This is a genomic window from Nonomuraea sp. NPDC049152 (assembly GCF_040648355.1).
Classification (GTDB): Bacteria; Actinomycetota; Actinomycetes; order Streptosporangiales; family Streptosporangiaceae; genus Nonomuraea.
Window position 1 is genome coordinate 59798 of sequence record NZ_JBEZDO010000040.1, and the last position, 25150, is coordinate 84947.

Genomic DNA, 25150 nt, shown 5'->3' on the forward strand with positions numbered 1-25150 from the left:
GAGCAGCGTTCCCTCCCCCACGCCCGCCGCCGACAGGGCGACAGCCAGGAGCGGCCCAGCACGTGAGGAATCGATGACCAGTGCTGCCGCGATGGGCGGCTTCGCAGGGCTCATCAGGGCCGGAGTCCCGACCGTCCGGGTCCATCGGCCGCGTCCTGAATGCCGGGCCGCCGCGAACGAAGGTCACTCTGCGAGCGAGGCCGCGCTGTGGCGTGGCCCGAGGTAACGCCAGAAGAAGTCGTTGAGCACGGTGATCCGGTTCCGCCCGCCCAGCAGGTACGCGATGTGCACGAAGATCCACGCCAGCCAGGGGAGCAGGCCATGCATGGTCGTGCCGTTGCGCAGCTGTATCACGGCCTCAGCGCGGCCGACGATCGCCATGATGCCGGGGTCGCGGTAGGAGAACGGCTGGACGGGGCGGCCCTGGGCGGCGGCGAGGATCTGCCGGCCCACATGCTTGCCCATCTGGATAGCGGGCTGTGCGACTTGCGGCAGCGGCTGGGGAGGCAGCGCGAGGTCGCCGGCGACGTACACCTCCGGGTGCTCCTCCAGGTTGAGCGCCTCGGTGACGACGACCCTTCCGCCCTTGCCCTGCTGCAGGCCGCAGTCGGCGACCTCCTTGGGCGCGATGACGCCGGGCGCCCAGATGGTGACATCGCTGTGCAGCCGGGTGCCGTCGTCGAGGATGACGGCGTTCGGTTCGACCGCGGTGACGGTGCTGCCAAGCCTGAGTCTGACGCCGCGCTTGCGCAGCGCGTCGGCGGCGGCGTCGCGCAGGCGCGGCTTGTACGGTGCGAGCACGTGGTCCAACCGCTCGACCAGGGTGATGCTGGTCTGCTCGGGCTTGATCTCCGGGTGGGTGAGCGGGATGGTACGGCGGCACAGCTCGGCCAGGACCCCGGCCGTCTCGATGCCGGTGGGTCCGCCGCCGACGATGACGACGTGGGTGCTGGGGCGCTTGCCCTCGGCGGTCTCCCCCAGACTGCGCTGCATCCGCTCCCGCAGTTTGACCGCGTCGCGGACGGAGTACATCGGCATGGCGTGCTCCTGGGCGCCTTCGATGCCGAACCAGTTGGTGGTGACGCCGGTGGCGAGCACGAGGTAGTCGTAGTCGATGGCGGTGCCGTCGGCGAGTTCCACCCGTTTGTCGTCGAGGTGCAGGTTGCTCAGCCTGGCCACACGGACGCGCACGCGGGGGTACTTGCCGGCGAAGGTCCGCAGCGGGTAAGCGACGTCCCCGGCGTTGATGCCTGCCGTGGCGACCTGGTAGAGCAGCGGCTGAAAGGTGGTGTACGGGCGAGGGTCGACAAGGGCGACGACCGCGCCGCCGCGGGCCAGTTCTCGGGCCGCGCTCAGCCCGGCGAAGCCCGCGCCCACGACCACGACGCGGGGCCTGGCCGGTCGCTCCATCGGCTTGGGACGGGTCTTCATCCGTTCCACGGGTGTCTTCACAGCCGTCTTCAGCGGCGCCAACACGCGGGCCATCAGCGGCCTCCCTCCGCGCTTCGCTCAGAGATAGGTTCGACACCAAAAGAGATACTTAAACCTTTTGTCCCAATTGCACCGGTTGAGCAAGCGTGGCTGAGGCGGTGCGTCACCGGGTGGCCGGTGACGCAGCACGGCACACGGTCGGGCCGGGAGGTCGCACAGGAAGGCGCGGACGAGGTCGCGGGCGAACCGCGGATCTGCACCTTTGTGCCGCCACCGAAGCAACCCAACGGAACGGAGCAACAAGTTGTCCAGTACATCGGAGATCAACAAGGTGCGTTACCTGAGTGCAGCTGTCGGCATGGCTGCTGCACCCGTGGCTGCCTTCGCCATCACCCTGCTGGCGTCGGCCAACGCCTCGACTTCCAGCAGCACACCCGGCACTCAACAGCGCACGGAAGTCATCCAACTGGTCGGCAAGCAGACCCAGATCGAAGACCTCGATCTGGACAAGGAGGGGATCAGCCTGGGTGACCAGCGTGTCATCGCCGAAGACCTGTACCGTGACGGCGAGAAGGTCGGCGATCACAGCGTGATCTGCACCTACGTTCACCTCAACCCGGGCCAGCTCCAGTGCGTGGGCACCTTCGCCCTGCCCGAGGGACAGTTCACCTCGCAGGCGCTTCTCCACCTGCCTGCCCCGTCCTCGGTCGATGTCGCCATCACCGGCGGAACAGGGGACTATCGCAATGCCCAGGGCTATGTCCACACCATTCCCGCCGGCGAGACGGAGAGGCAGTTCACCGTCCGCATCAAGCGTTGACGGTCGATTGGCGGACCGCTGGCGGTACTCCAGGCGGAACGCGAAACCACAGAGGCACGGCACCACTTCTGGGGTGTCTCGCCCCCGGCGATCGGCCACTTCGCCGAGTCGAATTCTTCCTCGCCATCGGACGGCTACGCCCGCTGGACAACCGGTCGACAGCAGGCCTGACGGGCCGGGGCAGATGGCACCGTCGGCGGCACACGCACGGGCGCGGGCGAGCAGGATGTGCAGGCCGGAGCTGTCCAAGAACGTCAGCTCGGTCATGTCGAGGCCCAGAAATGCCGCTGGAACCCTCCGGTCGCGTCGCCGCCATGGAGTAGCCGGGCGCTCTGCCGTACCGCGAGAGGTGCCGGGGATCCTGGCCTCCGGCGCGCACGCGCACGCCGGAGGCCGACACTGTGCTGCAGGTCAGCTCGGGTTGAACTCGTTCTTCCAGATCTCACGCTCGTCGCGGCGCGGGTCGTGGACGATGACGTTGTCTGGCTTGCTGTCGCGGTAGAAGGTCATCACCGGGCGTTCGGTGGTGTTGTAGGGAACCCATTGGTCGAGCTCACCGGTCTTGACGAACTCGACCCAGCGTCCGTGCAGGACGTCCGCGAGATTCTGGGGCGGGTTCGGACCGGTGAACTCCGCGCTGTCGGGATTGTCGAGCGTGTCCCACGCGAAGGGGAGCGGAAGGCTGTGGCAGGCGCCGAGCTTGACGCGGAGGATGTTGGGTGTGGCGGGTGACCGCCAGCCGAACTCGAAGACGTGGGTGGTGGCAGGCGCGTCGCTGCGAGCCTCGGCGATGCGGTAGGTGGGGATGCGGAACATGCGGTCGGTCAGTGTCGCGCAGGCGATGCCGGAGGGGGCGTTGCGGACGTACGGCTCGACGTTGGTCTCGGCGTAGCGGTCGTAGAAGCCGGCCGGGGCACCGTAGACCTCGGTCCTGGTCCTGAATGGTGCCGCACCGGGCCAGCCCACCATGGAGGTGGGAACGACGAAGGTCCTGAACTCCTCGACCGTGGTGCCGATCAGCAGCGGCACGTCAGCGCCCTGGCCGTCGGCGATGGCGTCGATCGGCAGTTGCGGAACCACCTTGCCGTCGATCACCGGCATGAACGACATGCCGCACGAGGCGATGGTGCTCGCCCCGTACCGCTCGGGGTCGGCGCTGGAGGTGACGTCGTCGCTCACCTCGCCCTGCGCCGTTATCAGGGCGGCGGTGTCCACCGCTGCGAGCTCCTGGGCGGTCGGCTCCACACCCAGCCGGGTGGCGACGGCGGCGGTGATCAGGGCGGCGTCCTCAAGGGTCTGGCCGATGTGCGCGGTGCCGCTTTCGACGATGGCCTGGCGGAACAGCTCCCGGCCGAGGGAGAGCAGGGTCAGCACGCTCATCGCGCCGGCGGACTCGCCTGCCACGGTGACGTTGCCGGGGTCGCCGCCGAAGCCGGCGATGTTGTCCCGCACCCACTCCAACGCGAAGATCTGGTCGAGCAGGCCGCGGTTGGCCGGGACGGGAGCGTCTTCGATGTAGGCGAAGCCGTCCACCCCGAGGCGGTAGTTGATGGTGACGCAGACGACGCCGTCGCGGGCGAAGGTGGCGCCGTCGTAGGTCGTCACCGCGGAGGAGCCGGTGGTGAACGCGCCGCCGTGGATCCACACCAGCACCGGCATCGCGGCGTCGGAGCCGGTGGCGCTGGTCCACACGTTCAGGTTGAGGTAACCGTCCCCGGGGATGACCGGGTTGTGGAACAGCTCGCCGAGTTTCCCCTTGAGCGGCGGCTGCGGCGGTGTGGGTCCGAACTCGTGAGCGGGCAGCGGCGCACTCCATGTGTCGGGCGGCACGGGCGCGCCGAACCTGTTCGGTCCGACGGGAGCGGCGGCATAGGGGATCCCGCGGAAGGACGCGATCCCGTTCTCGATCAGCCCCGATACCGGGCCATAGGCGGTCGGGACCTCAACGGTGGTGGGCGACATGACACTCCTCGGCCGGGACAGGGCGGTGCACGCTCGCACAGGGCCGGCCGTCCCCCGGAGCACCGTCCAGGCCGCCAGATGCGGCCAGGCACCACGTCATTACCCACCGTGACGACTGTTCATCTCAGAGTGCCGAAAATGATGATTTATGGATGTAGGGTCTTTCCACGGAGGTGGGTGCGCTCCCCGTCGTGGTCGATGCGCCGGGGTCCGGGGTGAGCAGCGCGGCCCTGTAGTCGGCGCCTGTCATGCCCTTCCGCTCGGGTCCCCAACCGGGCCGTAGGTCAAGAGAATCACAGTTCCGATGCTCGTCATCGCCCCCTCGTCCTCCTCCGGGTCGACGGCTCGCTCGATCAGGGCCGGCATCCGGTCGACCACGTCGCTCGCCAGCCGGCCGCGGATCCGTAAGGTCAGCGCCTGCTCCGCCTGGCGCAGCGCGGATGCGATGATCCGCCGCACGCGGTCCTTGGTGGGCGGCTCGATCCGCTCATCACGCAGGTGCGCCAGGGCTCAGCCAGGCGGCGTCGCAGCTCAGCGCGCCGGTCGCAGAGGATGGCGGCCTGGTCCAGGTCGGCCATCGCGCGGGCACGGGCCAGCTCGTCGATGTACCCAACACCTCATCGACCAGGCGCTCGGCGATGCTGTCGCGGCCGTCCAGCTCCTCATCATCGCTACCAGCGGGACCCTCCGGAGCCGGCCATCCGGCCTGACGCAGCTGCGCCGGCGCCGCCTCCAGCTCCGGCAGCGGCGCGGCCGCCGTGGCGATCTGTTGGATGCGCGAGGGCGAACGCCCGGCCTCGGCCGCCACCGCGCGCACCGGCAGGTCGCCAGCCGCCATCTGTGGCATTTCGCAGCTGAACAGGGGACACCCAACTTCGACGACCAACACTTCGTTCTCGCTTCCGGGCATCGTCCAGCGCATTGGGCGGCGCCCTTCGGCGGTAGGCGTCAGAATCCTTCCCGCTGTTTGTCGTAGGAGCAGGAGGTCAGGCCGTCGCGCCCGGTGACCGCCGGGACAAGAGAATCGACAATGACCGCCCTAGCGTTCGTACGGTGGCCGAGGCTCCGCGCTGGACGTCGATCGTCAGCCTGCGACCAGGTCCATACGGAGGAACTCGGTGATGCGGAGCAGCCTCGGTGGGCGTGCCACCTCATCAGGGAGTGCCTGGAACGCCTCGTCTTCCCCGACGAGGCGGGGGGCGGTGAGTTCCAGCTCCCTCCCGTCGGCCCGGAGCCGCGCGCCGTCGGCTGCCAGAACGTTCTGCACCCAGTCCGAGCGCGATCCATACACCAGAACGAACAGGTAGCCGCCGTCGACAGGATGCGCATCGAGCGGCGTGCGGTACGTCGCGCCGGAAATGCGACCGACGTGAATCAGCACCGGCCACGTCCCGCCCGCGATCGCGCGAGGGTTGAACACCCTCTTGTTCACGTGCCCCCACCACCTCGGCATCGGCATCGGCATCTCCTTCTCTCGCCCTGGCGGGGCGCGTCGTAGGCCAAACGTTCCCCGAGCCCTCAGCTGATGCCGGGAGGACTTACATCAGTAAGGCGGCTTACGTGCGTAAGACTGGCTTACACTTGTAAGGTAGTCAACCCGTCCATACCCCGGAGCCGTCGTGTCGCCACCACCACAACCGCTCAGCAGAGGTCTCGTGCTGGAAGCCGCGGTCCGGGTCGCGGATCGCGGCGGCGTGGAGGCGATCACGATGCGACGGGTGGCGCAGGAACTGGGTGTGGAGGCGATGTCGCTCTACCACCACGTGCCGAACAAGGACGCGATCCTCGACGGCGTGGTCGACATGGTGTTCGCGGCGATCAAGCTACCCAGCGCCGAGTGCGATGACTGGCGCGACGCGATCCGTGCGCGCGCTTCCTCTGCACGTGCGGTCCTGTCGCAGCACAGCTGGGCTCTCGGCCTCATGGACTCCCGCCGTAACCCGGGGCCGGCGACGCTACGCCACCACGACGCCGTCCTCGGTGTGCTCCGGGAGGCGGGGTTCACGCTGCCGATGTCCGCGCACGCTGTCTCGCTCATCGACAGCTACATCGGCGGGTTCGTCCTCCAGGAGGCGAACCTGCCGATGACGATGCCGGACGATGTCGAGGAAGTGGCCGGCGGCATCCTCGAGCACCTGCCGGCGGACGAGTTGCCGTACCTCACAGAGATGATCGTCGACCACGCCCTGCGGCCGGGCTACGACCACACGAGCGAGTTCAGCTACGGCCTGGACCTGATTCTGGATGCGCTCGAAGCTCGCCGGAGGCAGAGCCCCGATACTGCCACGTGAGACTCACCTTGCCCCTCCCCCGAAAGCGCCCGCGATCGCCACGTCGCGCACGGGGGCCAAGGACGCCAGGGCCTCGCCCCGCACTCAGGGTGCGGCGCAACGAGCCGACCGCGTCCAGGCTGCCCGGATAGATGACTGCCCAGGACAAGGCGTCCAGCTCACGGCGCCGCAGCGGCACGAGCAAGACATCATCGGGCGAGTACGGCTCCTGACCGGTCAACCGGTGCAGCAGCCCGTCAAGCCTGATCACGGTTGACCGTTAACATACGCCTGCCTGCCTGGGGAAACCGGCGTCAAGATCGGCTCGTGGCCGGTTTTACCCGTACCTCGGCTGGACCCGATCACCGGCCGGGCTCCAACACCACACGTCCGGCGGCAGCGACCATCAGGTCGGCGACCATGTCCACGGACAGCGCCCGCCCTGTGTAGAGCTGGTCGAAGAACTCAAAGCCGGTCACTGCCCACAGGAGATGGGCGGCGTCGGTGACGGTGACGTCGGCTCGTAGTGCGTTCTGCTCGGCGAGCCGATGAGCGTGCCAGACCATTCCAGCGGCGCGCGCCTCCCCCATGCGCTGCACGGCGCCGCCGACGGCTTCGGGGTCGAGCTGCGCCATTGAGTACAGCACCCGCAGCACCTCACGGTGCGCGGCGAAGATCGGCACCGAGGCGCGGATCGACTCGAGCAGGCTCTCGCGGGCGTCAGGGCTGCCGGCGGCATCGGCGACGCGGTCGAAGCCGCCGCGCTCGCGCAGGTCGTCGCCGAGCGCGTCGAACAATCCCGCGCGCGAGCCGAACACCAGGTAGACCGTCGAACGCGATACCTCGGCCATAGCCGCGACCCGCTCAATGCTGACCGGCTCGGTCGGCGCCTCGCGCAGCCGCTGGTACACGGCGTCGAGGATGCGGCGGCGAGTCTCTTCGGCGGCGTCGGCGCGCAGACGCTGCTGGTACTTACGGGTGGCCATGGAACGCGAGCCTACCTTTGGCTTGACACGAAGTCCAGTCAAAGACAGGCTGTGCAGCGAAAGATGCACTGTCCGATGAAATAGATCGAGGAGAACACCATGGACCTGCAGTTGCACGGAAAGCGGGCGCTGGTCACCGGCAGTTCCAGCGGCATAGGGCGAGCCATCGCGCTCGGCCTGGGTCGGGAAGGGGTCGCCGTCGTCGTACACGGCCGAGACGCCGAACGGGCCGCGGAGACAGCGGACGCCATTGTCACCGCCGGCGGCACGGCGTCGGTCGTGCTGGGCGACCTGACCGACGACACAGCCGCAGAGCAGATCGCCAACAGCGCCACGGCGGCCTTCGGCGGCATCGACATCCTGGTCAACAACGCCGCTTTGGCAGGAGGAGACGAGGGCTGGATCTCGGCGGCTCCCGCCGATTGGCTCACCCTCTACGACGCCAACGTCGCCTCCGCGGTGCGCCTGATCCGTGTGCTGGCACCCCCGATGCGAGCCGCCACATGGGGCCGCATCATCCAGATCAGCAGTGCCGCACACCCGAACCCGCTCCCCGGCAAGGCCGCCTACAGCGCGGCCAAAGCCGCGCTGTCCAACCTCACCGTGAGCTTGTCCAAGGAACTGGCCGGCACCGGGGTCACCGTGAACACCATCAGCCCCGGCCCCACCCTGACCGACGGATTTCGGGACTTCGCAGTGGCGTTCGCCAAGGCCCACGGGCTGGGCGACGACGCCGAGACCGCCACGCGCATCCTCATCGACGGCCCTCTTGCCAACCCGTCCGGCCGCCTGACCGAGCCCCAGGAGGTCGCCGCCCTGGTCGCCCTGGTCGCCAGCCCACTCGGCGCCTCGATCAACGGCGCCAACCTCCGCATCGACGGCGGCTTCACACCCACCGTCAACTGAGCACCCCACCGCCGCACCGCCGCGGGAGGTTCAGGCAGGCTTGACGATCTCGTCGAGGTTGTCGGCGTAGTATGGCGGGGCTGCTGATCGCCGCCGCCGCCGCGGGCATGTGCGCCGCGGGGTTGACCTCTCGCGCAAGAGCGCCCTTCCGCTGACCCAGGGGAGGTGCCGTCCAACGGGCTTGGCGCACGATCCGGTTCCGATGTTCCTCAGACCCGTGACGAGCTGGCGCCCTCTTACAGCGGCACGGAGCGCTGACGGGTCGGCAGAGGCCGGCCGTGGTTGTAGTCGATGACATAGCCCGGGGGATCGGGGGTCGACGCGCTCGCCCCACGCGGCCGGCGTCCGCATGTGGCTGCGCGGGCCCGGCCGTCTCTTCGGCGACGCAGGCCGTCGACCAGCCCGCACAGCAGCAAGCGCCTGGGGACCTGAGGATCCGCCCGCGGCGAGGGGGCGAGCATGGATGGTGTGATGGAGCGCAGGCGTGTCAGCCATGCCTGGCACGCATGCGCCCAGTCAATCCAGCTTGACGGCCTCTTTGAGGAAGACGACGCCGTCGATCATGTCGAGCTGGGCCGGGTCCAGCGGGAAATACTTGAAATCGTGAGAGACGCGCGGGGCGGGCTTCGTGATGGCCTCGGCCAGGCGGCGGGCGTCGATGAGAGATCGGTCCCACGGGAGCGTGGACAGGATGCCCTCGACGGTGTCCGGGGACGGGGTGTTGTCGCCGACCGTGCCAAGGGCTGAGGCCAGGAAGGCGTACCGGTCGCCCAGGTGCGTCGCGGTGATCGCTCCCGCGCTCCACCACTCCAGCTGCTGGTCGCCGAGCGGCATGAGGCTCTTGTTCCGCTGCAGGTGGAGGTTGTGGGCGAAGACCAGGGCCGGGCCGCGCTCGGCGACGGCACGGAGGTTGGCGGCCATCATCGCGTCCCGCAGGGCCGACAGCCGCGTCCACCGTGCCGGGGACGCGTCGGCCATCCAGTAGTGGTAGCGGAGCAGGCCGGTGGCGGTGCGCCCGTACAGTTCCGCCCGCTCCCTGTCCTCCGCGCTCAGCCGCGGCCCCTGCGTGTCGAGCAGCGTCACCAGGTCGTCGGCGATCAGTCGCAGCCGCTGGGCGTCAGCGGACTGGCCGATCGACTGGGACGGATCCATGGCCGCGGCCTCGTTCGCCCATCGGTCGTCCGGGCCCAGCAGCGTGTCGAGGGTTTCCCTGGTGCAGGGCAGCGGGCCGTCGAGGAGGGCGTAGAGGGCGGTGAGCGCCTGGCGCGGGCTCGCCGCCCAATATTCCAGAGGGCCGTCGAACCCGAAGAACCGGAGCTTTTCGTCATGCTCCTCGTTGTAGGCCCGCATCCAGCGCACGAGCTCGCGGTTGGCCGGGTACGCGCCGAAGCCGTGGCTGAAGCCGCGTTCCATGACGTCATCGAGCGCGTCCGCGCCCGTCGTGATGTAGTCGTCGACCACGAGGCCCATGAGACAGTCGCTCTCGATGGCGAACGACCGGTAGCCCTCGTGCTCGACCAGATGCCGGAAGATCTCGTTGCGCAGTTCGCCCAGTTCCCCCACGAAGTGCCTGGCCTCGCCCAGGCCGAGCAGCAGGGGCTTGGCGGGCAGCGTCCGGAGGAACGCCGAGACGCCCGCGCCGTCGAGCGGACGGGCTGTGTCCTTGATGTCCATGCCTTCAACGGTATCGTTGAACTTTCGATGTAAACTTTGCCGTGAAAATGCTCGCTTCCAACGCGATGGACCTTCAATCGGTGATGCATCGATGAGGCCAGCGGCCTTGGTCCGAATCAGGGCGAAGCCGCAGGGCTGGTGGTGACGTCTTGAGGAAGGCGTCCAATCCGGCATGGTGGGCACGGGCCAGGAGCTCGTGCCACTCTGGTTCGGCGGTCGTGGCCCTCGCGGGGCGCCTCCGATGCGTGCGACAGTTGTCCTCACCGTTGGCGATGATGGCCGGCTAGAGAGGAAGCAGCGGGCGAGGTGTTCGACGCGGGCGCGGGTCTGGGCCAGCCGGTAGGAGTCGGTGCCGGTTTCGATGATGGTGGCGTTGTAGGTGAGCCTGTCGCGGATCGCGGGGTCGGTGAACGTTTTGCTCCAGCCGCCGAATGACTCGTTGGACGCGATCGCGACGCTGGCGGTCTCTTCTCGGTCGGTCAGCACTTGAAACAGCAGGTCAGCGCCGCGTTTGTCGAGTTCCAGGTAGCCCAGTTCCCGACGCGGCCGTGCGGGCCGGCGATCGCCGATTCCATGCTCAGCGCGATGAGCAGGTGGCTCTTGCCGGTCCCCGAATCACCGATGGGGCAGAGCGCATGGCCGCGCCGGATCCAGTCGCACTTGGCCAGGGTGTGGACCGCGGCGGGTGGGACGTGCGGAGTTGAAGTCCGACAGTATCCGCATCGTCCCGTATCAGGTCGCCGGCCGCCGCATCGAAGGGGTCTGAGTCAGTGAGGTCCGCGGGCGCGCAGCGTCCGACCTTGCCGCCGAGGGGATCGAGGACAGCGTCGAAGACGGCGCCCAGTTCACGTGCTCGGCGTCCCGCTGGCGGCCCCCAGCGCGTGTGGGCATCGCTTCAGCCGTGCCGCTCCAGCGTGGCCGTGACATCGGGGACCAGGTCGATTACGCCACTCGGCTTCGGTGGACGTAGCCGGCGAGGACGGCCACGCCCAAAGCGGCCTGGGCCGCGAGGAATCCGCCGATCTCGTGCGGCTGGCTCACCAGCGCCACGGCCGCCGGGAGGGATCCCAGGACTGCGAGGTCAACGCCGATGAGTGCCCAGATGAGCGGGCCCGTCGGGATGGCGCCGCCCGGGGTGTCGATGACGGGCATCGAATGGTCCACGGGGCCGCGCCGAGCCATCCGCAGGGCCGCCGCGGCGATGGCCGGGGCTGCCAGGGGGCCGAACAGCCACCACGGCCCGGCGGGCAGCCGGCCCGCCAGCGACAGTCCGGTCAGCGCGGTCGCCGTCCAAACGCCGCTGAGCAGCGCCGGCAGCAGGGCGCGCGCGGCCAGCGCCTGACGGTGGCCGACGCCGGCGAGCCGTGCCAGGCTCGGGTTGTCGGCGTCGCGGCGGGCGCCGGAAGCGGCGCCCGCCGCCATCGCCAGCGCGCCCGCCAGCACGGAGGCTGCCACCGCCGCGGGCGCGCCACCCGCCCCGGCCAGCACGGCGGGCAGCGCGGCGGTGGCGAGCAGCGCGGCCAGACGTCCAGGACGTCGGGCGGCGCGCACCCAGTCCTGCCAGGCCAGCGCGACCGGCCCGGCCAGGCGCCCGGGCCGGCGTGCGATGCGCAGCCAGGCCGGTGAGGGGCTGCCTGCGCTGCGCGGCCAGGACAGTGACGGCCACGGCCTGGAGCGCAGGTTCCTGGCCCGCCAGTGGTTGTCCTCGGCGATCCAAGTGAGAGCTCCGGGGTCCAGAGTGACGGTGGCGGTCGCGACGTGCCCGGCGCGAGTCGAGGCCGCCAGGATCGTCCGTGACGGGATGCGGGCGAGCGCCGTCCACGCCCGCCTGATCAGCAAGGTGGACGCCAGCGCGGCGGCCGAGGCGGTGGCCGTCACGGCGGAAAGGGGCGCGGCGGCGACGGCGGCGAGCACGCCGCGCGCCTGGCCGCCGGCGGCGACCACGGCCACCACCAGCAGCGCGACCAGCCCCGCGGTCACCCAGGCGTGCCACGACTGAGACGCCTGGCCGAGCACCGCCAGCGCCATCCCGCCCGCGGACGCCGACACGCCGAGCACCAGCGCGGCCACCAGCCGCCAGACCAGCTGGTCGGGAGCGCCCAGCACCGCCAGCAAGCCGAGCCCGAGCCCCGCCCCTACCACGACGGAGACCAGCAGCAGGACACGTCCCGTACGCCCCAGGACGCCCGGCCGGTCGAGCGGCGACAGGACCAGCCAGGCGGCGTCGGCGGCCGTCACCACGACCGGGCCGGCGGCGCGGGCGGCGGCGACGAACCCGGCGTAGGCCAGCACCACCAACGCCACCCCTGGCCCGACCTGCGCGACCTCGACTCGCCCTGCCAGGCCCGCCAGCGCCGACGAGACGGGATTCCCGGCCACCGCCGCAGCCACCGCCAGCGCGAACAGGGCAACGTACCGGTCGAGCAGACTCGCGGGCGCACGCCCACGCGACCGCACGAACGCTCGCACCGACCGGACCGACCCGGATCCCTGAGGGGAAGAAGCACTCATGCGGCGACCCGCCCGTCCGTCGGCGACACCTGGCGTGCCCGGCCGGCCAGCCCCGGGTCATGGGTGGCCATGACCACGGTGCCGCCCCCGACCGTGTACTCGCTGAGCAGCGTTCCCAGGCGCTCGCGGAACCCGGCGTCCAAGCCGCGCTCCGGCTCGTCCAGCAGGAGCAAGCTGCTGGGCCTCAGGAGCGCGGCGGCGAGCGACAACCGCTGGCGCTGGCCCGTGGACAGGTTCAGCGGAGGAGCGTCGGCGCGCTCCCGCAGCGCGAACAGCTCCAGCGCCGCCTCGACGGTCATACGCGGCTCGCCGTGCACGGCCCGCATCAACTCCAGATGTTCGCCGGCGGTCAGCCCCGGATACCAGGCGGGCTCGTCGCCCAGCAGCGCGACGCGCCGCCAGAACGCGGCGTCGTCGGTAGGGGGAGCGCCGAACACGCTGACGGTGCCGCTGGTGGCGGGCTGCAGTCCCGCCAGGCAGCGGAGCAGCGTCGACTTGCCGGACCCGTTCGGCCCCACGAGGGCCACCAGCTCGGATGGGCCCACACTGAGCGTCAGCCCGCTCAGCACGGGATTGCCGCCGAGCTCGACCGAGAGGTCATGGACGGCGATGATCGGTTCACACATCGTTGGAGCCTAACGAGTAAGTCCCAAGAGGGCATCTGATCTTGTTTCGTAATCATCTGTCCGTGGTGATCGCCGTGTGAAGCTTCGGCGTGCGGATCGCAGTGACTAGCCGTGCACGCCGGCCGTACCGACCACAACCACCTGCTGGGGTGGTCCGCGGCAACGGCATCCCCAGCCGGCGGGCGGAGGTGATCGGCCGCGGCCCGCGCCCGTGCTAACGCGGCGTGACCAGGCCGCCTTCGTAGGCGGCGATGACGAGTTGGGCGCGGTCTCGGGCCTGCAGCTTGGCCAGCAGGCGGCCGATGTGCGTCTTCACGGTCCCGGGGCTCACCTGGAGCTGGTCGCTGAGCTCGGCGTTGGACAGCCCGTGGGCGATGAGGGTGAGCACCTCGCGCTCTCGGTCCGTCAGCGTGTCGAGCCCCTGGAAGACCTGCTGGAAGACCTGCTGGACCGGCCGCCGTACGAACTCCGCGATCAGCCGCGTCGTGACGCGCGGCGCGAGCAGCGTCTCGCCCGAGGCGACCACCCGGATCGCCTTCAGGAGATCGTCGGGGGGTGCGTCCTTGAGCAGGAACCCGCTGGCGCCCGCCCGCAGCGCCGAATAGACGTACTCGTCGAGGTCGAACGTGGTCAAGATGAGGACCCGGGCATCCCCGGCGATCTGCTTGGTCGCGGTGATGCCGTCCATTTCCGGCATCCTGACGTCCATGAGCACCACATCGGGTGACTCCGTCCGCGTGAGTGTCACCGCCTGCTGCCCGTCGGCCGCTTCGCCGACCACGAAGAGGTCGTCCTCCGAGTCGATCAGCAGCCGGAAGCTGCCACGCAGCAGTGCCTGATCGTCGGCGATCAGCACTCGAATCAAGAGCTCTCCCTGGCGCGTCCATCCGGGGCAGGATCCGGTCTGCCGGCTCCCTCCGCGATCCTGGCCTGACGTACATCATGATGGATCGACGCCTGAGGCCCACACGCCGATCCGCTACCGGGGGATGGGTGGCCGGCGTGGGCCAGGTCGGTCAAGGGATCTCCCATGATGCGTGCACGGCGAACCCTCCCCCTGGCAGGGGCCCGGCATCGAAGGAGCCACCGTACATCATGGCCCGTTCGCGTATTCCCGTCAGACCGTGGCCGCCCGTCTGGCGCGGCAGCACGCGCTGCCCCGGCCCGTCGTCGATCACGGAGATTTTCAGTATCCCGTCGGCGACTGACACGCTGGCCCGGCAGTGGGCGGGCGCGGCGTGCCTGACGACGTTGGTGACCGCTTCCTGGACGATGCGGTAGACCGGCAACCCCATGCTGTCGGGCACGGTTCCGCTCACCGAGAGGTCGACCTGCACGCCGGCCTCCGCCGCCCGGTCGGCCAGGGACGGCAGGTCGGCGAGGCCGGGCAGCGGTGCGTTCTCGGGTGCGCCGTCGGGTGAACGCAGTGCGCCGAGGAACTGGCGCATCTCCACGAGTGAGCTGCGCCCGATCTCCTCGATGGCCTGCAGCGCCTTGCGTCCTTCCGCCGGGTGCTTGTCCAGGACCTTGGCCGCCACGCCGGCCTTGACGGTGATCATGCTCATGGAATGGGCGAGGACGTCGTGCAGTTCGCGGACGATGCGCAGGCGCTCGTCGACCGCCGCCTTCTCGGCCTGCCTCCTGACCTCTCGGGCGGCGAACTCTCGGCGGGTGCGCGCCGTCGTGCCGAGGCTCCAGCTCGCTCCCATGACCAGCCACGCCGTCCCGACGATGAAGAAAGGGTCCGGCCAGCCGTTCGCGTGCCGTGGTACGCCGATCAGCGACATCAGCAGCGCGGACCCGGTCACGAGCAGGCCCAGAACGAACGCGATCGCCGATCGCCGCACCGGCTGGGTGGCCGACACCAGGTAAAGGGTCAGGGCCACCGTCGCGGCCAGCATGATCTGGTTCACCTGCAGCACGAGCACGAGGGGGCTGGCCAGGAGCGCGCCGCAGTAGGCGGGCCCCGGCCAGATCCGCCGCACTGCCATGGGCAGCGAGCAGACCAGCGCCGACACGGTGTTCACATTGAGGCCCGGCCGGTCCGTCGTGGACGCCAGCGCGAGCAGCATCGCGACGGCGATGTCGGCGAGGATCAGCAGCCTGTGTGGAAGCCGCCGGGCGAGCCGGTTCACATCCTGAGGGTATCGAGGAACGATCAGGAGGGAATCGGAGCACGAGCCGTCAGACCAGGGTCGTACTCTGCTCTCGTATGCCTGCACCGTATGACCCTGGTCTGATCGGTAAGACCGGATCTGGCTCCGATGCGCCAACCCACCACAGGGCAGGATCGTTGCCCGCATGAATCCACGCACACTCATCGCCGGGTGCCTGGCCGCGAGCCTCGCCGTGTCACTCAGCGGCATCGCGCTGGCTTCGGCACAGGCGTATCGCCTCACTTGGAGGAGCTGCGGTGACGGCCTGCAATGCGCAGAGCTGGTCGTCCCCGTCGACTGGGCCGACCCTGGCGGGCCGAGGACCTCGGTGCACGTGGCCAAGCTGCCCGCGATGGGCAAGAGCATGGGGCCGCTGATCGTCAACTTCGGCGGCCCTGCCACCAGCACGGCGATGCTCAGGCCGTTGAGCGGCACCGACGCCCCGCCCGAACTGCCGGCCCTGCTGGCGGAGTTGCGGAGCCGGTTCGACGTCATCGCTTTCGACCCGCGCGGGCTGGCCGAGCCGAAGAGCGGCAAGGCGGTCAGTTGCGACGAGCCCGCGGCCTCCACGTCCGGGCTGATCATCGCGCGCACGAAACAGGACTGGGACGCGCACGCCGCCAAGAACGCGGCCCACCAGGCGAGCTGCCGCAAGACGGTCAAGTCGGCGTGGCGGGGGCTGACGTCGTGGAACGTGGCCCACGACATCGACGCGCTGCGCGCCGCGCTCGGCCAGGACAAGCTTCTCTACGCGGGCAACTCCTACGGCACCGTCTACGCCCAGGCCTATCTGGAGCTGTTCCCGCAGCGGGTGGGCCGGATGTACTTCGACGGCACCGCCGATCACACTCAGCAGGATCTCGAGCCCTGGTTGCGCAACTATGCGCTCACCCAGGAGCGGCACCTGACCCGCTTCCGCGATTGGTGCGCCCGCCGTACGGACTGCGCCCTGCACGGCAGGGACGCCGGCAAGGCATGGGACGAACTGGTTGCCAGGGTGCGCCGCGCGCCGCTGTCGACATCGGCCGGCAGGACGGTGCACGAGGGAGAACTGAACGCGGGCGCGAGCCAAGGCATGAACCCGGCGGAATGGCCGCTGCTCGCCACCGCCATCCGCAAGGCCCTCGACGGTGACGCCGCCAACTTCCTGACTGAGTTGGCGCCGGACCAGGGCAGCGCGTCCGTAAGCGGAGACTCCCTGTGTAACGACTTCATGCCGAAGCTGCCGACATATGAGGAGTTCCAGGCCATCGAGGCCAGGCTGCGTGAGATCGCGCCAAGGTTCGGCTGGATCGAGGGGCGCTTCGAGCTCGGACGCTGCTGGGGGCGCAGCGGGGGTGCGTCCTGGGCACCGCACCCGTTGCGGGTGAAGGACGTCCCGCCGATCCTCTTCGCGATCGGGGAGCTCGACAACAACACCAACTATCGCGGGCAGCAGCACGTGGCCGAGCAGATTCCGTCCGCGCGCGTCCTGTGGCACGGCGACGGCCACGCGGCCTGGGGAGGCAACACCTGCCTGCGGCGACATGTCCTGGCCTACCTGACCACGGGCACGGTGCCCGAGCAGGGTACACGCTGCCCAGCCGAGCTGATTCAACGGGTGGGATGATGATCGAGGTCGTAGATCTGACGAAGGTGTACGGTTCCACGCGGGCGGTCTCTGGGCTCACATTCGACGTCAAACCTGGGCAGGTGACGGGCTTTCTCGGGCACAACGGGTCCGGCAAGTCCACCACCATGCGGATGATCCTCGGCCTGCACGCGCCCACCTCGGGCAAGGCGTTGATCAACGGCGTCCGCAAGCAGGACCTGCGGGACCCCATGCGTGAGGTCGGTGCCATGCTCGACGCCGCCGAGGTGCAGGGCGGGCGCAGCGCGTTCGACCACCTTCAGGCGCTGGCGTACGCCGGAGGGATCTCGAGACGCAGAGTCGTACAGGCTCTGGAGGAGGTCGGCCTGGCCGGCGCGGCACGCAAGCGGATCGCCGAGTTCTCCCAGGGCATGCGCCAGCGCCTCGGCATCGCGGCGGCGCTGCTGTCCGACCCGGGAGTGATCATTCTTGACGAGCCGGTCAACGGCCTCGACCCCGAAGGCATCCGCTGGCTCAGGAAGCTACTGAGATCCCTCGCGGCCGAAGGGCGGACCGTCCTCCTGTCGAGCCATCTGATGACCGAGATGTCGCTCACCGCCGACCGGCTCATCATCATCGGCCGCGGAAAGCTGATCGAGGACACCCCGATGGCGGATCTGCTGGCCCGATTCCAAGGCGACGTACTGGTCCGATCACCTCACGCGGCCCGCCTGGCCAGGGTGCTCGAAGCCGCGGGGGCAACCGTACGCCGCGCACCGCGAACGGCCGAGCCCGCCACGAGCAGGGCGGCGATGCTGTCGCCTCATCCCCCTCCGGCCGAAGAGGAACTGCTGGTGACCGGCTTGTCCGTGGCCGCCATCGGCGATGCCGCCCTGGCGAGCGGATGCGCCGTCCACGAGCTGGCGCCGTCCCGGGCATCGCTGGAAGAGGTCTTCATGGAGATAACCCAATGATCAACGTCGTCGCGTCGGAATGGCTCAAGCTACGCTCGCTCCGCTCCACCTCCTACGTCTTGGCCTCCACGCTCTCGGCCCTGGCGCTCACCGGCTTCGCCGCCTTCTCAATCTCACGCTACTTCGACACCAACGGTCCCGGTGAGCCCGTCGGCACGGGGCTCAGCTTCAGCGCCGACATTACCCCCGTGCTGTTCGGCATGCTCGGCGTGCTCGCCATCTCCGGCGAGTACAGCACGGGCATGATCAGGCTGACGCTGACCACGATCCGCCGCCGGTGGCACCTCCTCCTGGCCAAGGCCGTCGTGGTGGCCGCCGTAGCCGCCATCGCGGGCCAGGCGGTGGCGTTCGGCACGTACTTCACCGCCCAGGCGGTGGTGGGCGGGCGCCCCATCGGCGCCTCGCTCTCGGAACGGGCCGCCCTGACGGAGGTGCTGGCGACGGGCGCCGGCTCTGCGGTTGCCGCGATCGCGGGGCTGGGCCTGGCCACGATCCTGCGCTCGACACCCGGGGCGCTCATCGCGCTGGTCGCTCTCCTGCTGGCTCCGACCCTGATCGAACGCTTCCTCCCCGCCCCGTGGAACGACTGGGCAGGCTCCCTGACGATCCCGGCGCTGACGAGGCAGTTGGCCGGCGTCCCCGACTCCGGCGCCTTCGGCCCCTCCTTGACCACCATCATCCTGACGGGTTATGTCATGATTTCGCTCCTGGCGGCGGCCCAAGCGATCACCCGTCGCGACGCCTGACTGCCACGGACCTCGGGCCGCCGTCATCCTCGAGCTGTCGATCATCCATTCCATCATGTACGGCCCGCTCGCCGCCCTGTTCGCCGATATGTTGGCGACGGCCCGCGCTACAGCGGCCGCCTTCCTGGGCTACCAGATCGGCGGCATGCTCGGCGGCGGCTCCGCGCCGGTGATCCTGACCTTGCTCCAGGCGGCGGCCGGGAGCGCGGTCGCGGGCGTCCCGCCGTGCATGATCGGAGCGGATCTCATCACCATCGTGGCGATCTTCTTCGCCACTCCGCACCGCCGCCCAGCCGTCTCCCGCCGAGAACAGCGCCTGGTCAACTTTGACCTGGCCCACCATGTAGTCGACCGCAGGGTTGGCAACATCCTCCCGGCGTGGAACCGAGCCTCCTGCCAGTCGTGCGACGACTGTGCCGGTGAACCTGCGACTGTTGTCGGAGGACAAATGGATTGCGGGCTGTGAACGGTGCACCGCGAACCTGTGCCAGACGTGCCAAAGCGCCGGCTTCATCCCGGACATCCGCCACAGCACCGACGACTATGTGGTCACCCAGGCGCTGATCGCCCGCGGCCTAGGAATCGGACTGCTCCCCCAGCTCGCCCTCGACGCCTTTCAGGATCCCGGCGTCACAGTTCGCGTGGCCGCACAGCTCCTCCCCCGGACCCTGTACCTGATCCATCATCGCGAAGCCGATCAGATCCCCGCGGTCCGCAGCGCCATACGTGCCATCCACGACACCACCGCGCGACTCGGAGGCCGCCAGTCGGCGGTGCGGTGCGGCTCCCGTAGCTGAGGAGCGTAGGAGCGTACTGGTCGTATGGCTGTAAAGCCACAGATGACGCGTGCTCTGCACCACTGACCTGGGCTCTCACGATGCGCTCACGATCTGCTCACGGTGCCTGTCCCAGTCTGAGGCCACGTTCCGCGAAGGCCGCGGGGCGTTCGGACACCAAGAAGAAGGACACATGCACTCTCACAAGCTGATCGCCGCGCTATCCCTGGCTGTGGGCCTGGTCGCACCGGTGGCACTGGCCGCGAGCCCTGCCGCCGCAGCGGCCGGGTCGTGCCGCGTGGAGCTCTACGACATCGACGCCCTCAACGTGGGAGAACGGGACGGGCATGACGAGCTCCGCTTCCTGGTCGGCGGGAACCTCTTCCCCAACAACGGTTGGTTCACCATGGACACCGGCGACGACGGAGACCCCGCCGACTTCGGGCACCCGAGCACAGTCGTCACGAGCAACGGGACCGCGTCCTTCAACCTGCGCGAGGTCACCCCGCCGTGGGTCAACTCGGGTGCCAGCCTCGGCTCCGTGATCGCTCACGGCTCCACGTGCGCCCCGCTCGCCGTCGGCGCGGTCGACTACGAGGAGGACTTCATCGACGGGACGCACGGGACCTTCTACTCGTACAAGGTCAAGCTCAAACTGACTGGGCTGTAGCCGACCCGACCGAAGGCCCCGCCGAATTGGCGGGGCCTTCGACGACTCCGCCACCGGCCCCAGTGCCACCAACGCGACCCTGCCCGGCACCCGTCGACCACCCCGCCGGGCACCGCGTCGACCGTCACGTCGACCGGCCTGCCGAGCGCGCTCGCCGGCGAGTCGGAGCGTCTTACGCATGAAGCCACCCGATTTCCGGCGACTTACACGTATATTTACCTCTTCATAACTCCTGCGGAAGATTACGATCGGGGCGCTGCACGGGGGTCGTGCCGACAGGGGTCGCCGGATGGACGAGTTGCGCGTGCGCGTGCTGGGGATGTCCTCGATAACCAAAGGGCATGATCGCGTCGTGCCGGTCAGGTCGGCCAAAGCGCGGGCGGTGCTGTTCTACCTGATGGTCGAGGGCATGCCGTACACCAGGTCGGCCCTGGCCGGCCTGCTGTGGGGTGACCGCGCTGAAGCGAACGCGCGCGGCAGCCTGAGGCTTGCCCTGATGGAGCTGCGCCGGGCCGTGGGCGATCACCTGACGATCACCCCGGCGCAGGTCGCCTTCGATCGCGGTCGGCCGTACTGCCTCGACTGGGACGGCCTGATCGGGGGCGGCTCGGTGCCGGGAGACTACCGAGGCGGCTTCCTCGACGACCTGGCGATCCCGGATGTGCCCCGGTTCGACGATTGGATGGCCCAGCGCCGCCTGCAGGCCGGGCAGGCGGCGGCGCGGGTGCTGCGCGAGCGGGCGCGCACTGCGCGCGACCGGGGCGACGGTGAGGACGCGGTACAGCTGGCGCGCCGCCTGCTGGAGATCGACCCGCTGGACGAGGGCGCCCATCGGCTGGTCATCGAGGCCCTGTCCGCGATGGGCGACCGCGCGGGCGCGCTCGCCCACTACGAGACGTGCCGCCGAGTGCTGGACCAGGAGCTCGGCGTGCCACCGGATCAGAGCACCCAGGCGCTGCGACGGCGGATCGCGCCCGCCGGGCCGGGAGCGCGCGTGCCGATGGCGAAGCAGGGAGCGCTCCCGCGGCGTCGCCTGCCCCGCCCGCTGACCGGGTTGATCGGCCGTGCCGCCGAGATCGAGCGGGCGGCGGCGCGATTGCGCGATCACCGGGTCCGGCTGCTGACGCTGACCGGTCCGGGGGGTGTCGGCAAAACCAGGCTGGCCATCGCCATCGGCGAGCGCTTCGACACCGATGTACTGTTCGTCTCGTTCGCCGGAGTGCGCCAAGCCAACAACCGCGCCACCGCGACGGAGGCGCCCGCCGCTGAGGCGGATGCTGTCGTGATAACGCTGGCCGAGGCGATCGGTGTCGACCTCACGCCGCCGAGGCCCGCGCGCGACCTGCTGCTCGCCGCCGTACGCGAACGGCGCATGCTCCTCATCCTGGACAACCTGGAGCATCTGCCCACCATGTCAATGCTCGCCGAGGCGATCCTGTCGGCGGCGCCCGGCGTACGGATCGTGGCCACCTCGCGGCGCAGGCTGGGCATCTGCGCGGAGCACGTCCACGAGGTGCCGGCTCTGCCAGGCACCTCGGCGCGAGCACTGTTCGTGGAACGGTCCAGGAGGCTCGATCCGGGCTTCGACCCCGAACCGCGCGCACTGGCCCGCATCTGCTCGGCCGTCGGCGGGCTGCCCCTGGCGGTCGAGCTGGCCGCGTCCCTGACGCGCGCGCTGGCGTGCGAGGAGATCGCGGATCGGCTGGCGCCATCCGGTGATCCCGGCGGGCGGTCATCGCCCGCGGACCTGCTGGAACATCCGGCGCCCACGGCGGGCAGGCACGCGAGCATGAAGCAGGTGTTCGACGCCTCCTGGCGGCTTCTCACCGTGCCGGAGCAGCAGGTCCTGGCCGGCGTCTCGGTGTTCGCCGGCGGGTTCACGCTCGCCGCCGCGCTGGAGGTCGCGGCCACCACCACCGTGGTCATCGCCAGGCTCGCGGACCACTCCCTGGTGCGCCGCGACCGCGACGGCCGCCACCGGGTGCACGAACTCGTACGGCAGTGCGCAGTCGCCCGGCTCGCCGACGACGCCCCGTGGGCTCGGCATGCCGCCTGGTACGCGCGATTCCTCGGCGAACGGGCGGCCCGGCTACGCGACCACGCTGATCGGGCCGTGCTCGACGAGATCGACCCGGAGATGGACAACATCCGTCTGGCCTGGTGTCACATCGGCCCCGATCGGGCGGCGTTCGCGGAGAACTACTGGACGCTGTGCCTGCGCAGGCACTTTTACGCCGAGGCGCTGTCGATCGCCTCCAACATGATCGCGAGCGGGCCGGTGGCGGGTACGGAGGAAGGGCGGGTGGAGTCGGCGCGGTGGCACCGGCTGGCGGGGATCGCTCACTTCCAGTTCGAGCGGGGCGGCGACAGCCTGGTGGCGTTGACCGATGCGCTGGCAGTGGCCGATCGCCCGCTGCCCGCGACCCGGCTCGGCAGGCTCGAGGCGGTGGCCGAAACGGTGATCCGCCAGGTGGCCCATCGCATGACGCCCCTTACCGGAGCGGCCAGGAGAGCGCCCGAGCGCGCGCTGGCCGCCGAGGCCGCGCGGACGCTGTCGATTCTCACCGAACTCGCCTACCACCGGCAGGACCAGAGCACCATGCTGCTCGCCGTACTACGTCACCTGGACGCGGCGGATCGGGCGGGCGGGGTCGCCGAACGCGCGGAAGCCTACGCGAACTTCGCGGTCGTCGCCGCCCTCGCCGGGTTCGAGAGGGTGTCACGCCACTACGGCCGCCTCGCCGACGAGGCTGTCGCGGCGGTGCCCGACCCCGTCGCGGTCTCCCGCGCCCGCCTGGCCCGGGGGCTGCGGCTCGTCGCAGAGGGCCGGTTCGGCGCGGCGCAGCGGACCCTGACGCTGGCCTGCGGCCATCCCGCCGATCCCCGCCTCGCCGAGCACTGCCAGGGACTACTCGCCGAGCTGGAGGTCCATCGCGGTCGCTACGCGGACGCCGTACCGATGCTGGCGGCGGTGGCCGAGATCTCGGTGGCGCGGATGGGCGATGAGCTGTCCGGCTACTGGTGCCTGACCGGCCAGGTCGAGGCGATGTTACGGCTGGCCGATCGGGAGCCGGCCGAGGTGGCCACGGTGCTGAAGGCCGCGCAGGAGGCGACCCTCGCACTGCCCACGCTCGACGAGGACCACTTCGTGCGGGCCGGCGGGAAGATGCAGGCGATCCAGCGGCTGCGGCTCGGCACGATACAGGCCCGGCTCTGCCTGCTCGGTGGTGACGTGACCACCGGACGGCTGGCCGTACACGACGCGTTGCGGGCCGCGGACCGGCCGGACATGCCGCTGCGGGGAACCCTTGAGGCGTGGGCGGGGCTGGCGGAGGTGCTGTGGGCGCTGCGGATGGCTGATGCGACGATTCCGAGACTGCTGCGCCACATGGGCGAGGTGGCCAGGCGAACCCCGTCGGCCTCCGCCCGAATGGGCTGGGCGGCAGCGCTGCTGCTCGACCTCACCGGTCGGCGTCAAGCGGCGAGACGAACCGCCACCCGGGCGCTGGCAACCGCTCGCCGGCTCGGGATCACCTTCGACGAGGCCAGATCGCGCGAAGCGCTGGGCGATACCGAGCAGGCCGCCCGGCTGCACGCCGACCTGGGCACCGTGCCCCTCATCCGGCCGCGATGAGGCCAGGGCATACGCATCTACGGAGACGGCCAGCAGCCCACCCCGAGGTCAAGGTCCGTTGGGTCTCCTGCGTCTCGCCAGTCTGCAGTTCGGCTGCAACTTCCCCCCGAAGCAGGCCTCTTTTGCCCCTCACAACCATGGGTCATGAGATGTCGCCAATTCGCATCCGATGCGATAAGCGGCGGTCCCGAGACGGCGCGCTACCGCGCCGCCCCGGGAACCCTGCCCAGCTCAGGCCCCGGCCACTTCGAGAAGGTCCTCGGAACCGGAACGCTCGGAGAGACGGCTTCGAGACGGATCTGATCTGTGCGAACGCTCTACTTTGCGGCTCATCGCACCGACCCGAAGAAAGACACGTCCCCGGCCATGTCGCTTCGCGTGTACCTGGTGACACGCTCCTGGCCCTCCGCTCGGGTCCGTGTGATAAGCCCCAAAGTGGGGGTGTTGTCGCAGGTCACAGCGGCGACCAAGGCCCTCGCCTGAGCGGAGGGCCTATATCGCCGGTTGGATGACTGAAAGTGCCGACTCCTTGTCACTACATCCAGTGATGTAGCACGGAGTCGGCCAGGCAACGGATGTGGGCGCCGGGCCGGTCGAGGAGAGTGTTGGCGAGAGGGCTGCGCCCTCCGGAGACCAGGCCGAAGAGCGAAGGCGGGAAGGACATGACTGAGGGGGAAAGGGAAGATCGGAGAGCGTCGGGTACGGTGCTGCGACGCTGGCGGGAGCGGGCCTTGCTCACCCAGGAAGAGCTGGCCGAGCGTTCCGGGCTCAGCGTCCGGACCATTCGGCGCATGGAGGGCGGCAGCCCGCCACACGCTCGCAGCACGTCGTTACGGCTGGTGGGCGAAGCGCTGGAACTGGACGAGGAGGAACGCGCGATACTCGCGGCGGCGGCCCGTGGTGTGGCGCCGCCCGCAGCCGAGGCAGCACCATTCCGGTGAACGCGAGGCCTCCGGCCACCGTGACCGCAGCCGCGAGCTTCGACAGTTTCCGCCAGGTGCGCATGTTGGTTCCTCTCTGGAGTCGGGGTTGCCTCTGCCAACCGTCGCGCAGTCCGCAGTGCCGATCGAGGACAGCCAGAGGACATTGACCGGCCAGAGCAGCGGTCAGCTCCAGCAGGCGGTGGGCGGCCTGGCGGCACGGCTTGCAAAGCCGCACCACGCCGCTCGGGTCACCCGTCGCACAGCGAGATTCCGGTCGTAAGACCCTCGCCAGAGTCGACGAGGAATGACTCGCCGATTCCAGGCGATTCTGACGATATCGTCATTTATGTAATGATTCGCCAAAACGACAGTGAGTATTCCGTCACTCCTGACGGATCGCACTACAGTGGACGGTGACAAGCGACAGGAGTGAGAACAGATGGCCGACGCCGCACCTAGCCGCCTGGATCGGCGCAAGGCGCGCACCCGCGCCGCGCTCGTCCACGCGGCCCAGA

22 protein-coding genes and 1 pseudogene are annotated in these 25150 nt (G+C 69.8%); 10 read left to right on the forward strand and 13 right to left on the reverse strand.

All coding sequences use genetic code 11. The features are described 5' to 3' along the window. Window positions 1–183 precede the first annotated feature (183 nt). Window positions 184–1485 (reverse strand): NAD(P)/FAD-dependent oxidoreductase, encoded by a 1302-nt coding sequence (locus tag AB0B45_RS44910; RefSeq protein ID WP_358144035.1) that lies wholly within the window; start codon window positions 1483–1485, stop codon window positions 184–186. 250 nt (window positions 1486–1735) lie between these two features. On the opposite strand from AB0B45_RS44910, the gene AB0B45_RS44915 reads away from it, so the two are divergent. Continuing rightward, a complete protein-coding gene (locus tag AB0B45_RS44915; protein WP_358144038.1) occupies window positions 1736–2251 on the forward strand; it encodes a hypothetical protein in 516 nt (171 codons plus the stop codon). Window positions 2252–2662: 411 nt separating this feature from the next. On the opposite strand, the gene AB0B45_RS44920 is transcribed toward AB0B45_RS44915, so the two are convergent. The 4 genes from AB0B45_RS44920 to AB0B45_RS44935 all read right to left on the reverse strand — a co-directional run bounded on the left by AB0B45_RS44920 (window position 2663) and on the right by AB0B45_RS44935 (window position 5645). Next, window positions 2663–4213: a carboxylesterase family protein gene (locus tag AB0B45_RS44920; RefSeq protein WP_358144040.1), complete on the reverse strand. Its 1551-nt coding sequence runs from the start codon at window positions 4211–4213 to the stop codon at window positions 2663–2665. A 246-nt stretch (window positions 4214–4459) separates the two neighbouring features. Next, complete coding sequence (locus tag AB0B45_RS44925) at window positions 4460–4672, reverse strand: hypothetical protein (RefSeq protein WP_358144041.1); 213 nt, start codon at window positions 4670–4672, stop codon at window positions 4460–4462. A 31-nt stretch (window positions 4673–4703) separates the two neighbouring features. Continuing rightward, complete coding sequence (locus AB0B45_RS44930; RefSeq protein WP_358144044.1) at window positions 4704–5135, reverse strand: hypothetical protein; 432 nt, start codon at window positions 5133–5135, stop codon at window positions 4704–4706. A 162-nt stretch (window positions 5136–5297) separates the two neighbouring features. Then, window positions 5298–5645: a nitroreductase family deazaflavin-dependent oxidoreductase gene (locus AB0B45_RS44935; protein ID WP_358144046.1), complete on the reverse strand. Its 348-nt coding sequence runs from the start codon at window positions 5643–5645 to the stop codon at window positions 5298–5300. A gap of 223 nt (window positions 5646–5868) precedes the next feature. On the opposite strand from AB0B45_RS44935, the gene AB0B45_RS44940 reads away from it, so the two are divergent. Continuing rightward, on the forward strand, window positions 5869–6504 hold the full coding sequence (locus AB0B45_RS44940; RefSeq protein WP_358144048.1) for a TetR/AcrR family transcriptional regulator: 636 nt from the start codon (window positions 5869–5871) through the stop codon (window positions 6502–6504). A gap of 341 nt (window positions 6505–6845) precedes the next feature. Here the strand turns inward: AB0B45_RS44940 and AB0B45_RS44945 are convergent, their stop codons facing one another. Continuing rightward, window positions 6846–7469, reverse strand: coding sequence for a TetR/AcrR family transcriptional regulator (locus AB0B45_RS44945; protein ID WP_358144050.1), 624 nt, complete (start codon window positions 7467–7469; stop codon window positions 6846–6848). A 99-nt stretch (window positions 7470–7568) separates the two neighbouring features. Between AB0B45_RS44945 and AB0B45_RS44950 the strand changes: the two genes are divergently transcribed. Beyond that, window positions 7569–8375 (forward strand): SDR family NAD(P)-dependent oxidoreductase, encoded by an 807-nt coding sequence (locus tag AB0B45_RS44950; RefSeq protein ID WP_358144052.1) that lies wholly within the window; start codon window positions 7569–7571, stop codon window positions 8373–8375. Between the two features lie 516 nt (window positions 8376–8891). On the opposite strand, the gene AB0B45_RS44955 is transcribed toward AB0B45_RS44950, so the two are convergent. From AB0B45_RS44955 to AB0B45_RS44985, 7 genes and pseudogenes are all read right to left on the reverse strand, one after another. Further along, window positions 8892–10049 (reverse strand): erythromycin esterase family protein, encoded by a 1158-nt coding sequence (locus AB0B45_RS44955; RefSeq protein WP_358144084.1) that lies wholly within the window; start codon window positions 10047–10049, stop codon window positions 8892–8894. 381 nt (window positions 10050–10430) lie between these two features. Next, window positions 10431–10535 (reverse strand): annotated as a pseudogene (locus AB0B45_RS44960) (AAA family ATPase); the annotation flags it as partial. Continuing rightward, window positions 10529–10717, reverse strand: coding sequence for a hypothetical protein (locus tag AB0B45_RS44965; protein WP_358144086.1), 189 nt, complete (start codon window positions 10715–10717; stop codon window positions 10529–10531). The gene AB0B45_RS44965 and the pseudogene AB0B45_RS44960, both read right to left, overlap by 7 nt. Window positions 10718–10991: 274 nt before the next feature. After that, window positions 10992–12506, reverse strand: a complete 1515-nt coding sequence (locus AB0B45_RS44970; protein WP_358144054.1) for a DUF6297 family protein — start codon at window positions 12504–12506, stop codon at window positions 10992–10994. Between the two features lie 50 nt (window positions 12507–12556). Next, window positions 12557–13186: a heme ABC exporter ATP-binding protein CcmA gene (gene ccmA, locus AB0B45_RS44975; RefSeq protein ID WP_358144057.1), complete on the reverse strand. Its 630-nt coding sequence runs from the start codon at window positions 13184–13186 to the stop codon at window positions 12557–12559. A gap of 214 nt (window positions 13187–13400) precedes the next feature. Continuing rightward, window positions 13401–14051 carry a response regulator transcription factor gene (locus AB0B45_RS44980; protein ID WP_358144059.1) on the reverse strand — a complete coding sequence of 217 codons (651 nt, stop codon included), beginning with the start codon at window positions 14049–14051 and terminating at the stop codon, window positions 13401–13403. A gap of 151 nt (window positions 14052–14202) precedes the next feature. Then, window positions 14203–15321, reverse strand: coding sequence for a sensor histidine kinase (locus tag AB0B45_RS44985; RefSeq protein WP_358144061.1), 1119 nt, complete (start codon window positions 15319–15321; stop codon window positions 14203–14205). Window positions 15322–15487: 166 nt separating this feature from the next. Here AB0B45_RS44985 and AB0B45_RS44990 point away from each other — a divergent pair, with 166 nt between their 5' ends. The 7 genes from AB0B45_RS44990 (at window position 15488) to AB0B45_RS45020 (ending at window position 24653) form a co-directional block, all read left to right on the forward strand. After that, a complete protein-coding gene (locus tag AB0B45_RS44990) occupies window positions 15488–16951 on the forward strand; it encodes an alpha/beta fold hydrolase (RefSeq protein ID WP_358144064.1) in 1464 nt (487 codons plus the stop codon). Further along, window positions 16951–17886: an ATP-binding cassette domain-containing protein gene (locus AB0B45_RS44995; RefSeq protein WP_358070178.1), complete on the forward strand. Its 936-nt coding sequence runs from the start codon at window positions 16951–16953 to the stop codon at window positions 17884–17886. The genes AB0B45_RS44990 and AB0B45_RS44995 overlap by 1 nt, the downstream gene beginning before the upstream one ends. After that, the gene (locus tag AB0B45_RS45000) at window positions 17883–18632 is read left to right on the forward strand and encodes an ABC transporter permease subunit (protein WP_358144065.1); all 750 of its coding nucleotides are present in this window, start codon (window positions 17883–17885) and stop codon (window positions 18630–18632) included. Before AB0B45_RS44995 ends, AB0B45_RS45000 begins: the two co-directional genes overlap by 4 nt. 413 nt (window positions 18633–19045) lie before the next feature. Then, the gene (locus tag AB0B45_RS45005) at window positions 19046–19429 is read left to right on the forward strand and encodes a LysR substrate-binding domain-containing protein (protein WP_358144068.1); all 384 of its coding nucleotides are present in this window, start codon (window positions 19046–19048) and stop codon (window positions 19427–19429) included. A 172-nt stretch (window positions 19430–19601) separates the two neighbouring features. After that, window positions 19602–20078, forward strand: a complete 477-nt coding sequence (locus AB0B45_RS45010) for a hypothetical protein (RefSeq protein ID WP_358144070.1) — start codon at window positions 19602–19604, stop codon at window positions 20076–20078. A 289-nt stretch (window positions 20079–20367) separates the two neighbouring features. Then, a complete protein-coding gene (locus tag AB0B45_RS45015) occupies window positions 20368–23712 on the forward strand; it encodes a BTAD domain-containing putative transcriptional regulator (protein ID WP_358144072.1) in 3345 nt (1114 codons plus the stop codon). A gap of 662 nt (window positions 23713–24374) precedes the next feature. Beyond that, on the forward strand, window positions 24375–24653 hold the full coding sequence (locus tag AB0B45_RS45020) for a helix-turn-helix transcriptional regulator (protein ID WP_358144075.1): 279 nt from the start codon (window positions 24375–24377) through the stop codon (window positions 24651–24653). The last annotated feature ends 497 nt before the right edge of the window (window positions 24654–25150 follow it).

Excerpts from the sequence above, each read along its gene's own strand:
- AB0B45_RS44910 (WP_358144035.1), bottom strand. The coding sequence starts at position 1,485 with ATGGCCCGCGTGTTGGCGCCGCTGAAGACGGCTGTGAAGACACCCGTG.
- AB0B45_RS44920 (WP_358144040.1), bottom strand. The coding sequence starts at position 4,213 with ATGTCGCCCACCACCGTTGAGGTCCCGACCGCCTATGGCCCGGTATCG.
- AB0B45_RS44930 (WP_358144044.1), bottom strand. The coding sequence starts at position 5,135 with ATGCGCTGGACGATGCCCGGAAGCGAGAACGAAGTGTTGGTCGTCGAA.
- AB0B45_RS44945 (WP_358144050.1), bottom strand. The coding sequence starts at position 7,469 with ATGGCCACCCGTAAGTACCAGCAGCGTCTGCGCGCCGACGCCGCCGAA.
- AB0B45_RS44950 (WP_358144052.1), top strand. The coding sequence starts at position 7,569 with ATGGACCTGCAGTTGCACGGAAAGCGGGCGCTGGTCACCGGCAGTTCC.
- AB0B45_RS44955 (WP_358144084.1), bottom strand. The coding sequence starts at position 10,049 with ATGGACATCAAGGACACAGCCCGTCCGCTCGACGGCGCGGGCGTCTCG.
- ccmA (WP_358144057.1), bottom strand. The coding sequence starts at position 13,186 with ATGTGTGAACCGATCATCGCCGTCCATGACCTCTCGGTCGAGCTCGGC.
- AB0B45_RS44990 (WP_358144064.1), top strand. The coding sequence starts at position 15,488 with ATGAATCCACGCACACTCATCGCCGGGTGCCTGGCCGCGAGCCTCGCC.
- AB0B45_RS44995 (WP_358070178.1), top strand. The coding sequence starts at position 16,951 with ATGATCGAGGTCGTAGATCTGACGAAGGTGTACGGTTCCACGCGGGCG.
- AB0B45_RS45000 (WP_358144065.1), top strand. The coding sequence starts at position 17,883 with ATGATCAACGTCGTCGCGTCGGAATGGCTCAAGCTACGCTCGCTCCGC.
- AB0B45_RS45010 (WP_358144070.1), top strand. The coding sequence starts at position 19,602 with ATGCACTCTCACAAGCTGATCGCCGCGCTATCCCTGGCTGTGGGCCTG.
- AB0B45_RS45015 (WP_358144072.1), top strand. The coding sequence starts at position 20,368 with ATGGACGAGTTGCGCGTGCGCGTGCTGGGGATGTCCTCGATAACCAAA.
- AB0B45_RS45020 (WP_358144075.1), top strand. The coding sequence starts at position 24,375 with ATGACTGAGGGGGAAAGGGAAGATCGGAGAGCGTCGGGTACGGTGCTG.